The following is a 12,207-nucleotide window of genomic DNA, read 5'->3' as shown; positions in this document are numbered from 1 at the left end:
TTGCGGTTGATCGCCTGCCATCAGGGTAGGCGCACTTGGTGTCTGAAGCCCTAGCGGCTCCAGCGGCTTCCGCACGTCCCTCCCCCAGTCCCTCTCTCTACGGAGCCCAATCATGGCCGGATTTCGTCAATTTTTAAAAAGCGGACATGCCCCAACATTGTTCGCAGCATTTTTTTACCTGACGTTCTCATTCGTCATCTGGGTGATGAACGGCGCCATGGCGCCCTTCATCAGCGAACAGTTTCAACTCAGCGCTGCCCAGAAGGGCTTTCTGCTGTCTATCCCCATCGTGGCTGGCGCCATCATGCGCTTTCCCTTGGGGTTGCTCGCGCAATACGTGGGGCGCAAGACCGCAACGCTTGTCGAGCTAGGCCTGATTTTCTGCACCATGTGTTTCGGCTACTTCTTCGTGCACTCCTACGACGACCTGTTGAAGATGGCCCTGCTACTGGGCGTAGCGGGCGCCAGCTTCGGCGTGGCCATGTCGCTGGGCTCGGGCTGGTATCCGCCCAAGTACAAGGGCTTGGCCATGGGTTTGGTGGGCGCGGGCAATGCAGGTACTGCGCTGGCCGCGCTGCTGGCGCCCCCCCTGGCCCAGGCCTACGGCTGGCAGACGGTGTACGGCTTTGCCGCCATCGCTTCGTTGCTCCCCATGGTCGTCGTGTTGCTGATGGCCAAGGAGCCGCCGGACCGTGATGAGCATGCCTCTATGCGCGAACATCTGGCCTGCCTGCTGGAGAAGGATGGCTGGGTCTTTAGCCTGATCTACGTGGTGACCTTTGGCGGCTTCATCGGCATCGCCACGTTCCTGCCCACTTATTACTACGACCAGTTCGGCGTGAGCAAAGTGCAGGCCGGGCAGCTCACGATGCTGGCCGCGCTGATGGGGGCCGTGGTGCGTGTCGCAGGGGGCTGGATTTCCGACCACTGGGGTGGCGTCAACACACTGACCGTCGTGCTGGTGGCCGTCGCACTGGCGCTGGTCGGTGTGGGGCTCTCCTCGGGCTCGTTGGTCATGACCACGCTTCTGCTGATCCTGTGCTTCGCTGCCCTGGGCGCTGGTAACGGCGCGCTGTTCCAGCTGGTGCCGCTGCGCTGGCCCACCTCCACAGCGGTGGCAGGCTCCATGATCGGTGAGATCGGTGCACTGGGTGGAGGCACCATCCCGGCCCTGATGGGGCAGTCCAAACAGCACATGGGCAGCTTCCTGCCCGGCTTTGTGGTGCTGGCCGTGTTTTCCCTTCTGATGCTGGTCGTCATGCGCAAGATGCAAGTCCGCTGGACCCGCACCTGGGCAGAAAAGGGAGGTCGTGCGCGTAGCGCATGAGCCTCGTGCAGCAAGGGTAGAACGCGAAGCGTTCGTGCCTCACTTTCAGTGCAGGCTCACTTGCGAAGCAAGTTAAGCGAAGCGTGCCGGAACTAAAAAGGCGGTCGCGCACGCAGCGCCTAACAATCAGACGCTACTAAAACAGTAGCTAGCCGCGCAGAACCTACGGGGGCTGCGCGGTTTTTTTATGCCAATTCGGTTTTCAGATTAGTGGAGTGTTTGACATGCAAGTATTTGCTTGCATATAATTTCCAGACACTTCAAGGAGAACAGACATGGTGGATATCCTGCACAGGGTCGGAATCAAGTCGTCGGTGGATGCGGTCTACAAGGCCCTCACCACGCGCGAAGGCTTGGCGGCCTGGTGGACGGGCAATACGCAAGGGGACCCGGGGGCGGGCGGCGCCCTCACCTTCCGCTTCAGCGTCGATGGGGTTGAGATCGGCGGCTTTGACATGAAGGTGCTGGAGCTGGAACCCGCCCGCAGCGTGCTATGGCAAGTGGTGGATGGCCCTGCGGAATGGATAGGCACGCGCATCCGTTTCGACCTGCAGCAATCCGGCGAACACGCCATCGTTCTCTTCAAGCACCAGGGCTGGAAATATCCTGTGGAATTCATGCACCATTGCAGTACCAAGTGGGCGATTTATCTGATGAGCCTGAAATCACTGGTAGAAACCGGCAAAGGCACCCCGAACCCGAACGACCCGCACATCAGCGGCGACGGTGCGGACTGAGGTGCTACCGATGACGAAAGCACGTTTTGGATATCGACAAAGTTTTCAAAGCACTGGCCGACCCGACACGCAGGCGCCTGCTCGACCAACTGCACAGCGAGAGCGGCCAGACGCTGGGTGCGCTGTGCGAGCACATGGACATGACGCGCCAGGCCGTCACCCAGCATTTGCAACTGCTGGAGGCAGCCAACCTAGTGGTCGTGGTGTGGCAGGGTCGCGAAAAGCTGCACTACATCAACCCCGTGCCGCTGCATGAAATTCACACGCGGTGGATCGCCAAGTTCGAGCACGGTCGGCTGGACGCACTGCACAACCTGAAACAAACATTGGAAGGACCCCAAGATGACAACGCCAACAACAAAACCTAGCTTTGTCTATGTGAGCTACATCCAGACCACGCCCGAAAAGGTGTGGCAAGCCTTCATGGACACCGACGTGATGGCGCAGTACTGGGTGGGCCCCACATCGGAATGTGCCCGCGTTAACGTGTCCGACTGGAAGCCCGGCTCGAAATGGGAGCACCAGCGTCTGGACGCGGCGCGCACGGTCGACATCTGCGGCAAGGTGGTGGAGTGCGACCCGCCCAAGCGCCTGGTCTACACCTGGGCGCGCCCCAGTGAGGCCGACGACGAATCCAAACACTCGCGCGTGGAAATCGACATCGAGCAGCGCATCGACGGGTTGGTTCGTTTGACCGTCAGCCACATAGACCTCGACGCGCAAATGCTGGCGGGCATCTCAGGCGGCTGGCCCGCGGTGCTGTCGAACCTGAAGACGCTGCTGGAAACTGGGCATGTGCTGCCCAGAGTCCCAGCTGCCTAAGACCATGAAAAAGTCAGCCCCAGACCCCAGCGGGTCCGCATCGGAATTCATCACGCAAAAAATCGCCGATCTGGGCGACTGGCGCGGGACCACGCTGGGCAGAATGCGCCAACTGATTCAAGAGGCCATCCCGGACGTTGTCGAAGAGTGGAAGTGGATGGGCACGCCGGTGTGGTCGCACCACGGCATCCTGTGCACCGGCGAGTCTTACAAGGACAAAGTGAAGCTCACCTTCGCCAAGGGCGCGTCGCTGCCAGACCCAGCCAGCCTCTTCAACGCTAGCCTGGACGGCAACATGCGCCGCGCCATCGACATCCATGAAGGCGAAGAAGTAGACGCAGCCGCCTTCAAGGCGCTCATGCAGCAAGCGGGGGCGTTCAACAGTGCGGGCAAGGCAAAACCCGCGAAGAAAGCGAAGTCAGCCCCCGGGCATTGAAAAGTAGCAAGGAACTCCAGTGACAAAGAAGACAGCGCTTCCAGCCCACTGCCCGCGCTCAATACTGCTTGTACGGAAGAAACTTGCCGGAAAGCACCACGTTGACGCGGTCGCCCTTGGGGTCGGGTTGGCGCACGATGTCCATGCTGAAATCGATGGCGCTCATGATGCCGTCGCCAAATTCCTCGTGGATCAGCTCCTTGATGGTGGTTCCGTACACATTGACCAGCTCGTACCAGCGGTAGATCAGCGGATCGGTAGGAACCGCCGTGGGGAGTGAGCCCTTGTACGGCACCACTTGCAGCCATTTGATCTCTTCGGCGCTAAGGCCGAAGATCTTGCCGACGACCTTGGCCTGCTTTTCGTCAAAGGTCATTTGGCCCAGGCAACCGGCGGTGACCCACTCTTTGCTCAGCCCCACCTTCTTGGCCACGCTCTCCCACTTCAGCCCTTTGCTGACTTTGGTCGCGATGATTTTTTCAGTAACGTCGTTGCGGTTCATAGGTGCTCCTTGGCGGCAGTGGTTGGAAAGTCAAGATGGAATGCAAGAATTGCACCTTACAGGCCGAGGTCGCTCAGGTCCGGATGGTCATCAGGGCGGCGGCCCAAGGGCCAGAAGAATTTGCGGTCCGAGGCCTGGATCGGTTGGTCATTGATACTGGCGTGGCGATGGGTCATCAACCCGTCCGCGTTGAATTCCCAGTTCTCGTTGCCGTAACTGCGAAACCAGTTGCCAGCGTCGTCGTGCCATTCGTATGCGAAACGCACCGCAATCCGATCATTGGCGTAGGCCCAGATTTCCTTGATCAGCCGATAGTCCAACTCGCGTGCCCATTTGCGCTCGAGCAATGCCTGCGCGGCCTCTCGGCCGACAGGAAACTCGACGCGGTTGCGCCAGCGGGTATCCGTGCTGTAGGCAAGCACCACACGCGCCGGGTCACGCGAGTTCCAGGCGTCTTCGGCCAGGCGCACCTTCTGTATGGCGGTGGCAAGAGTAAATGGGGGCAATGGTGGACGGGCTTCCATGGGGAGTGGACCTTTTCAAAAGCAATGGGGCATACGTAGACAGATCTGTCTACATGCAAATGCTAATCGATGTAGACAGACTTGTCTACAATGTCTTTATGTCGCTATTCCCCACGCCCGAATTGAAAGACCAGCCCCCCCGTGAGCGCATCTTGCTGACCGCGCACCGGCTTTTCTACAGCGATGGCATTCGGGCCACGGGCATCGACCGCGTGATTGCAGTGTCGGGCGTGGCCAAGGCCACCTTCTACCGCTGCTTCCCCAGCAAAAACGAGTTGATCCAGGCCTTCCTGGCCTACCGGCATGAAAAGTGGATGGACTGGTTCACCGATGCCCTGCGCCGCCACGGAACCAAATTTGCAGGCACGGATGCCCTGGTTCCTGTGCTGCGCGAGTGGTTTGAAGACGATGGCTTTCGGGGCTGCGCGTTTATCAACAGCGTGGTGGAGCTGGGGGGAACCCAGCCCGAAGTGATTGACATTGCGCGTACGCACAAGGAAAGCATGGCGGCAGCGGTGGCCACGCTGCTCCCCCCATCCAGGCATCGACAGAAGGACGCACAGGCCATAGCGCTAGCCATAGACGGCGCGATTGTTCTGGCCCAAGGCGCACAGAGGCCTGAGGGGGCTTTGTCTAGCCTTGCGCACATCTTGCGCGCGCTTCGGGCAGCGTAGGCTATTTCGGCAAAAACAGCAGCCAGTACACCAGCAGAATATTCAGCAACACCGACACGCCCAACGCCACCTTCCAGATGGCGGTGGGGTCCCGCTGCATCAGCGGTGTGGCCATGGGTGCATTCAGCGGGCGGCTTGCGCCGCGCTCCAGCGCCAGCAAAAACTCTTCGGCCGTCTCGAAGCGCTGGCGCTGGTCGCGGGCCACGGCTTTTTGCAGCACATGGTCTAGCCAGATGGGTACCTCGGGGTTGTGGCGGCTGGGCGGTGTGGGGTCGCGGTAATAGCGGCCCACCTGGTAGGGCAGCACGTCACCATAGGGCAGCTTGCCGGTGAGCAGCTGGTACAGCGTTACGCCCAGTGCGAACAAATCGCTCTGTGCATTGGGAAGTTGGGCTTCGCCCTCTTCCGCTTCCGTCTTGCCATTGCCAGCCTTGGTGCGAAAGCCCCACTGCTCGGGATTTACATAGCTGGGCGTGCCCGCGTGCAGCGCACGCATGGCGGCGGGTTCACGCCCGCTCAGGGCCACCCCCAGGTCCAGCACGCGCAGCACGCCGTCGTCGCCCAGGTGCAGGTTGGCGGGTTTGATGTCGCGGTGCACCACGCCCTGGCGGTGCAGCCGCGCCAGCCCCTTGAGCGCCTGCATGGTGTAGCCCAGCGCCACGGCCGGCGCCACGCGTGTGTGGTGGTCCAATTGCTGCTGCAGGGTCTCGCCACCATGCCAGTCGTACAGCACATAAAACGCCGAACGCTCACGGCCATTGGGCAAGCGCTCGTGCACGGCCACCAAGTGGTCCGCTGCGCGGGATGAATGCATGCGCAGCGCCAGCCACGCCTCATGGGCCAGCATGGCGCGCTCTTCCTGGTCGTGGGCGCGGGCGGTGTTCAGGGTCTTGAGGGCGTACAGCGTCTGCGTCGCCGGGTCACGCACCTGGTACAGCACGTTGATGCCGTTGTCGGCAATGGGCGCCGTCACGACAAAACCGTCCAGCGTGTCGCCGACTTTCAGCTTTGCGGGTATGGGCAAGGCCTCGGCCCGGCGGTTGGCATCGGCCAGCGTGGCCTCCAGCAGGCCCTGCACGCGCACCACCATGGCGGACACGTTGTCGTTACTGCCCCGGGCCAGCGCCAGGTCCACCAGCTTTTGGGCGGCCTCACGCGCATCGGTCATGGCCGCATATTCGGGCAGGCGGCGGGCAGACACTTCGCCGTGCACACCGTCGGTGAGCAGGATGAACACGTCACCCACCTGCAGGTCACCCTGCAGGTAGTCCACCACCAGGTGGTCTTCGGCCCCCACGGAGCGCAGCAGCTGGTGCTTGAGATCGGGATGGTTGACCACATGGTCTTGCGTAAGCTGGGTGGCCTTGCCATCGCGCACCAGGTAGCAGCGCGCGTCCCCCACATGGGCTAGCGTGTACGAATGGCCGCGCAACACCAGTGCGGTCAGCGTGGTCAGGCCCATGGCAGGCTGGCGCCGCCGGTTGATGCCACACAGCCAGGCGTTTTGCGCGGCGATGATGCGGTCCAGCGCCACGGTGGTGTCCCAGGTCTCGGGCGTGCCAAAGTAGTCGCGCACCAGGCTGGTCACCGTGGTCTGCGCAGCCTCGCGGCCCATGCCACCGGCGCTCACACCGTCGGCTATGGCGACGATGGAGCCCATGTCCTCTTGCCCCTGGGTGGGCAGCATAGCGGCGCAGAAGTCTTCGTTAAGAGGTTTGCGCCCGGCCTGGGATGCAAAGCCAATGTCTATGTCAAATGCCATGCACCAAGATAAGCAATTTCAGTGCCGGACGCTGCTGCAGCGCACCAAAATCGTGCGGGTTAACCCTTAAGTCCAGCCTCATCCCACCAGCATTTGCATGCTGTGCTCGTAGTGGCGCGACAGCTGTTCGAACAAGCCCAGCAAGGTCTCGCTGCCAGCCGCCAGGTCTTCCAGTCGGGAACCACGCTTGGCAGGGCTCAGGCGCTGGGCGTCTTGCGCAGCGGCCACCATCTGCAGCCAGGCCACACCCGCAGCGCCCAGGGCCTCGTGGATGGCGGGGGTGCTCAGCGGCAGTCCATTGAGGTACGTGAGGGCTTTTTCAAACTCCTGCTGGGCGGCGCGCATGCCGGCCTGGGCCAGCTCTACCGCCACGCCTTCGCCCTCCAGCGCCAGCAGCGCGTACTTGCTGAAGCGCTGCGACAGCATGCGCTGGCGCCCGGCCAGGTTCAGCACCTGCAGCGGCGCGGCCGCGCCCGAGCTTTCCAGGCTGGCGGTCAGGCGCTCGGCGCCCATCAGCAAGGCCTCGGCCTCGCGCTCCACCACATCAGTGCCACCTGCGGCCAACGCGGCCTTCAGCAGCTCCCAGGTTTGGGCCACCTGCGCCAACAGATCGCCATAGGTGGGCTGCGACAGGTTTTTGCGCAGCAGCGCAAAGTTGCTGTCCACCCACTGCACCGAGTCCTGCAGCAGCGCGGCGTGGTGCACGGCCTGGACCCGTGCAGCCTGCAGCAGGTGCAACTTGACCAGGCGCTGCGACAACATACGCAGTTGGCCCGAGCGGTTCACCGCCTCGGCAAAGTGGGCCGACTGGATGATGTGCTGCGAAAGCTGGCCCATGCGCTGGTTGGAACTCATGGCGGCCGAGCGCAGGGTGCGGAAGGCGTCATCGTCCGACAGGCTCTGGGCTCGCATGAGGATGCCCTTGGCCCGGTCCACCGCCTTGCGCTCCTCGAAGCGGGTGGCCAGTTCTTCATAGGCTTGGCGCTGCTGCTCGGCCTTGTGAAACCGTGCCTGTGCCAGGTGGATAAGCGGGCGCAGCCGGTTGGCCCCATAGCCATTCACCACATAGGCATGCACACCGCATTCGGTGGCCTGCGCGATGTGGCTGGCATCGCTGTCAGTCGTGAACACGATCAACGGGCGGGGCACGGTTTGCCCCACCACTTGCAGCGCCTGGAACCACGCGCTGGTGGGCAGCGGCACATCGCAAATCACCACATCTGGTGCGTGCAGCACCACGCCTTGCACCAACTTGCTGCAATCGTCGACCGTGGCCAGCACCGAAATGCCCGCCGCCTGCAGGTCGGCAGCCATCGTGGGCGCGGTCTTTTGGCGGGTGGAACACAGCAGGGCGGAGGTCATGAAAATTCGGTTTTAGCTAGGAATAACGGGGCTTACGGGGCCTTTGTGCAACGCAATTCGCACACCACCCACACGGACGGAGAGGGCCACCGTGAACAGGTGCCGATCATATGGCACAGCTCTTGCATTAGCTGAGCCGGGCGCAACGACGCGCTCAAACGAGATGACAGCCATGCCGGTTCTGCGCACAACGACGTCGCGCAGTCGCAGTCTGTCCAACGCCAGTGCTTGCTGGTGCGCCTTTGCATAAGGCGCGGATCTCCTCTACCCCCTAATTTCTGGCATGTGGCCCCGCCACACCCGCTTGAGTCTTCTCGTCCTTGGAGTGGCTACTATGAAAAAATCGAAACTGGTAATGATTGGCAACGGCATGGCCGGCGTGCGCACCATTGAGGAATTGCTCAAGGTAGCCCCGGACCTGTACGACATCACCGTCTTTGGCGCAGAACCCCACCCCAACTACAACCGCATCTTGCTGAGCCCGGTGCTGGCTGGTGAGCAGACGCTGGACGAGATCGTGCTGAACTCCTTTGAGTGGTACACCGAGAACAACATCACGCTGCACGCCGGCAAGAAAGTGGTGGAAGTGGACCGCGTGAAGCGCGTTGTCAAAGCATCTGACGGCACCGAGGCCGAGTACGACCGCTTGCTGATCTGCACCGGCTCCAACCCCTTCATCCTGCCCATCCCCGGCAAAGACCTGGATGGCGTGATTGCCTACCGCGACATTGCCGACACCAACGCCATGATCGACGCGGCGACCAAGTACAAGCATGCTGTCGTCATCGGCGGGGGCCTGCTGGGCCTGGAGGCCGCCAACGGACTGATGCTGCGCGGCATGACCGTGAGCGTGGTGCACGTGATGCCCACGCTGATGGAACGCCAGCTGGACACCGTGGCCGGCGGCCTGCTGCGCAAGTCGTTGGAAGAGCGTGGCCTGCAGTTCCTGATGGGTGCGCAAACCCAGGAGCTGGTGGGTGGTGAAGATGGCCGCGTGAAGAGCATCAAGTTCAAGGACGGCACCGAAGTACCGGCCGACCTGGTGGTGATGGCCGTGGGCATTCGCCCCAACACCGAGCTGGCCTCCAGCATGCGCCTGCATGTGGACCGCGGCATTGTGGTGACCGACACCATGCAGACCGTGACCGACGCCCGCATCTACAGCGTGGGCGAATGCGCAGCCCACCGCGGCATTGCCTACGGCCTGGTGGCCCCGTTGTTTGAGCAGGCCAAAGTGGCCGCCAACCACCTGGCCATGTACGGCATTGGCCGCTACACCGGCTCACTCACCTCCACCAAGCTGAAGGTGACGGGCATCGACCTGTTCTCCGCCGGCGACTTCACCGGTGGCGAAGGCACCGAAGAAATCGTGATGAGCGACCCCTTTGGTGGCGTTTACAAAAAGCTGGTCATCAAAAACGACAAGCTGGTGGGCGCCTGCATGTACGGCGACACGGTGGACGGCAGTTGGTACTTCAAGATGCTGCGCGACGGTCGCAGCATTGCCGACATCCGCGACAAGCTGATGTTTGGTGAAAGCGGCTCCAACATCGGCGACGTAGGCCACCAGGGCCAGAACAAGGCCGCCGCCATGGCCGACAGCGACGAAGTCTGCGGCTGCAACGGCGTGAACAAGGGCACCATCTGCAAGGCCATCAAGGAAAAAGGCCTGTTCACCCTGGACGAGGTGAAGAAGCACACCAAGGCCAGTGCGTCGTGCGGCTCCTGCACCGGCTTGGTGGAACAGATCATCATGTTCACGGCCGGTGGCGACTACTCCGCCACACCCAAGAAGAAAGCCATGTGCAGCTGCACCGAGCACAGCCACCAGGAAGTGCGCGATGCCATCTTCAAGGAAAAATTTCTCACCATCGCCCAGGTACAACAGGGCATGGGCTGGAAGACCCCCAACGGCTGCTCCAGCTGCCGCCCCGCGCTGAACTACTACCTGATCAGCAGCTGGCCCAAAGAGGCCAAGGACGACCCGCAAAGCCGCTTCATCAACGAGCGCAGCCACGCCAACATCCAGAAGGACGGCACCTACTCCGTCATCCCGCGTATGTGGGGCGGAGAGACCACGGCCAACGAACTGCGCAAGATTGCCGACGCAGTGGACAAGTACAAGATCCCCACGGTCAAGGTGACCGGCGGCCAGCGTATCGACCTGCTGGGCGTGAAGAAGGAAGACCTGGTGAGCGTGTGGAAGGACATCGGCATGCCCAGTGGCCACGCCTACGCCAAGGCTCTGCGCACGGTGAAAACGTGTGTGGGCAGCGAATGGTGCCGCATGGGTACGCAGGACAGCACGCAGATGGGCAAGGACCTGGAACGCGCCCACTGGCGCATGTATGCACCGCACAAGGTCAAGTACGCCGTCTCCGGCTGCCCCCGCAACTGTGCCGAAGCCGGCATCAAGGACGTGGGCATCATTGGCGTGGACAGCGGCTGGGAGATGTACATCGCCGGCAACGGTGGCATCAAGACCGAGGTGGCGCATTTCTTCGTCAAACTCAAAACGACCGAAGAAGTGCTGGAGTACACCGGTGCCTTCATGCAGCTCTACCGCAAGGAAGGCTGGTACCTGGAACGCACGGTGCACTTTGTGTCACGCGTGGGCCTGGACTACGTGAAGAAGCGCATTCTGGAAGACGCCGAAGGCCGCAAGGCCTTGAACGAAGAACTGCTGTTCGCACTCGACGGTGAGCCCGATCCCTGGTTCGACTTCCAGGACGCGCAGGTCGACACCCGCCAGTTCGAAGCTGTCAAAGCCTGAGGGCCCGCACCATGCAACGCAGAACCCTGATTGCCGTGGCCGCTGCCGGTGGCTTGGGTCTGGCACTGCCAGCCCACGCCCAAGTGTTGGACCTGAGCGACGCCATCAACAAGGCCGGACGCCAGCGCATGCTGAGCCAGCGCATGGGCAAGGCCTGGCTGGCCCTGCTGCAAAACGTGGAGAAAGCGAGCGCCCAACTGGTGCTGGACAAATCGATGGCGCTGTTTGACCGCCAGCTCGCCGAGCTCAAAGGCTTTGCCCCCACACCCGACGTGCAGGCCACCTACGGCAAGCTCGACGCAGCCTGGTCCGAGTACAAGACCGCGCTGGTGGGCAAAAGCCCCACCCGTGAAAACGCGGGTAGCCTGCTGCAGCTGGACGCCAAGGTACTGGCACTGGCACACCAAGGCACGGTGCAGTACGAGGCGGCGCTGGCCAAGCCCGTGGGCAAGCTGGTGAACATTGCCGGGCGCCAGCGCATGCTGAGCCAGCGCATGGCCAAGTTTTACCTGGCCGCCACGCTGCCGGTGGATGCCAGCGTGGCTACGGCCGAGATTGCCAAGGCCCGCAACGAATTCACCACCGCCATGGAGCTGCTGCGCAACGCGCCCGAGGCCACCCTGCGCATCAAGGACGAGCTGACGCTGGCCGATGCACAGTGGGTGTTCTTCGATATGGCCCTCAAGCAGCTGCAAGAAGGCGCACAACGCCCCCGGCCCATGGCCGAGATATTCATCAGCAGCGAAAACCTGCTGGCGGTGATGGACCGGGTGACCGGCATGTACTCCAGCCTCAAAGCGTAAATTTATACAAAATAGGCCTCTAGCCCCCGTTAATATTGCGCGGGCAGCTACCAAAACAATAGCATTAGGAAGAACAAAATGACCGAATGGACCCTGATCTGCAAGCTGGAAGACATCCCCGTGCTGGGCTCACGCCGTGTGGCGCGCACCCAGGGTCTGGACGTGGCGGTGTTCCGCAACACGCAGGACGAAGTGTTTGCGCTGCTGGACCGCTGTCCGCACAAGGGCGGCCCCCTGAGCCAGGGCATCGTGTTTGGCACTAGCGTGGCCTGCCCGCTGCACAACTGGACTATTGGCCTGTGCGATGGCCAGGCCAGCGCCCCTGACGAGGGCTGCACGCCCAAGTTCGAAGTCAAGCTCGACGGTGGCCAGGTCTTCCTCAAGTCCGCCGAGCTGCAAGGCCACGCCACCGACCTGGTGCGCCCCATCGCCGGCCCCCTCCGCCGCAACGCCACCGCCTGACCGTAAAAAGAAGGACACGTAAG

General features: G+C 62.2%; 13 protein-coding genes. 9 read left to right on the top strand and 4 right to left on the bottom strand.

Translation table 11 applies throughout. From position 1 onward, the window contains the following. The first annotated feature begins 112 nt into the window (after positions 1-112). The 5 genes from J2X15_RS15015 to J2X15_RS14995 all read left to right on the top strand — a co-directional run bounded on the left by J2X15_RS15015 (position 113) and on the right by J2X15_RS14995 (position 3,322). Complete coding sequence (locus tag J2X15_RS15015; protein ID WP_310344184.1) at positions 113-1,327, top strand: MFS transporter; 1,215 nt, start codon at positions 113-115, stop codon at positions 1,325-1,327. Between the two features lie 275 nt (positions 1,328-1,602). Further along, positions 1,603-2,064 carry an SRPBCC family protein gene (locus J2X15_RS15010; protein WP_310344182.1) on the top strand — a complete coding sequence of 154 codons (462 nt, stop codon included), beginning with the start codon at positions 1,603-1,605 and terminating at the stop codon, positions 2,062-2,064. Positions 2,065-2,096: 32 nt separating this feature from the next. Continuing rightward, positions 2,097-2,432: a metalloregulator ArsR/SmtB family transcription factor gene (locus J2X15_RS15005; protein ID WP_310344381.1), complete on the top strand. Its 336-nt coding sequence runs from the start codon at positions 2,097-2,099 to the stop codon at positions 2,430-2,432. Further along, entirely contained in the window at positions 2,407-2,886 is a 480-nt protein-coding gene (locus J2X15_RS15000) for an SRPBCC family protein (RefSeq protein WP_310344181.1), read from the top strand. The genes J2X15_RS15005 and J2X15_RS15000 overlap by 26 nt, the downstream gene beginning before the upstream one ends. Positions 2,887-2,890: 4 nt before the next feature. Continuing rightward, positions 2,891-3,322 (top strand): DUF1801 domain-containing protein, encoded by a 432-nt coding sequence (locus tag J2X15_RS14995; protein ID WP_310344180.1) that lies wholly within the window; start codon positions 2,891-2,893, stop codon positions 3,320-3,322. Positions 3,323-3,380: 58 nt separating this feature from the next. Here J2X15_RS14995 and cynS read toward each other — a convergent pair whose 3' ends face one another. Both cynS and J2X15_RS14985 read right to left on the bottom strand, forming a co-directional pair. Continuing rightward, positions 3,381-3,824, bottom strand: a complete 444-nt coding sequence (gene cynS / locus J2X15_RS14990) for a cyanase (protein WP_310344179.1) — start codon at positions 3,822-3,824, stop codon at positions 3,381-3,383. A 56-nt stretch (positions 3,825-3,880) separates the two neighbouring features. After that, positions 3,881-4,348, bottom strand: coding sequence for a nuclear transport factor 2 family protein (locus tag J2X15_RS14985; protein ID WP_310344178.1), 468 nt, complete (start codon positions 4,346-4,348; stop codon positions 3,881-3,883). A gap of 98 nt (positions 4,349-4,446) precedes the next feature. Here J2X15_RS14985 and J2X15_RS14980 point away from each other — a divergent pair, with 98 nt between their 5' ends. Continuing rightward, a complete protein-coding gene (locus J2X15_RS14980) occupies positions 4,447-5,022 on the top strand; it encodes a TetR/AcrR family transcriptional regulator (RefSeq protein WP_310344176.1) in 576 nt (191 codons plus the stop codon). Between the two features lies 1 nt (position 5,023). Here the strand turns inward: J2X15_RS14980 and J2X15_RS14975 are convergent, their stop codons facing one another. Both J2X15_RS14975 and J2X15_RS14970 read right to left on the bottom strand, forming a co-directional pair. Continuing rightward, positions 5,024-6,784, bottom strand: coding sequence for a bifunctional protein-serine/threonine kinase/phosphatase (locus tag J2X15_RS14975; RefSeq protein ID WP_310344174.1), 1,761 nt, complete (start codon positions 6,782-6,784; stop codon positions 5,024-5,026). 78 nt (positions 6,785-6,862) lie between these two features. Next, complete coding sequence (locus J2X15_RS14970; protein WP_310344172.1) at positions 6,863-8,146, bottom strand: type IV pili methyl-accepting chemotaxis transducer N-terminal domain-containing protein; 1,284 nt, start codon at positions 8,144-8,146, stop codon at positions 6,863-6,865. A 334-nt stretch (positions 8,147-8,480) separates the two neighbouring features. On the opposite strand from J2X15_RS14970, the gene nirB reads away from it, so the two are divergent. From nirB to nirD, 3 genes are all read left to right on the top strand, one after another. Next, positions 8,481-10,919, top strand: coding sequence for a nitrite reductase large subunit NirB (gene nirB / locus J2X15_RS14965; protein ID WP_310344171.1), 2,439 nt, complete (start codon positions 8,481-8,483; stop codon positions 10,917-10,919). 11 nt (positions 10,920-10,930) lie between these two features. After that, positions 10,931-11,722, top strand: coding sequence for a type IV pili methyl-accepting chemotaxis transducer N-terminal domain-containing protein (locus J2X15_RS14960; protein WP_310344169.1), 792 nt, complete (start codon positions 10,931-10,933; stop codon positions 11,720-11,722). A gap of 78 nt (positions 11,723-11,800) precedes the next feature. After that, a complete protein-coding gene (nirD, locus tag J2X15_RS14955) occupies positions 11,801-12,184 on the top strand; it encodes a nitrite reductase small subunit NirD (RefSeq protein ID WP_310344167.1) in 384 nt (127 codons plus the stop codon). Positions 12,185-12,207: the final 23 nt, after the last annotated feature.

This window comes from Rhodoferax saidenbachensis (genome assembly GCF_031457975.1).
GTDB classification, from domain to species: Bacteria; Pseudomonadota; Gammaproteobacteria; order Burkholderiales; family Burkholderiaceae_C; genus Allorhodoferax; species Allorhodoferax saidenbachensis_A.
This window is presented reverse-complemented; position numbering and strand designations above follow the sequence as displayed.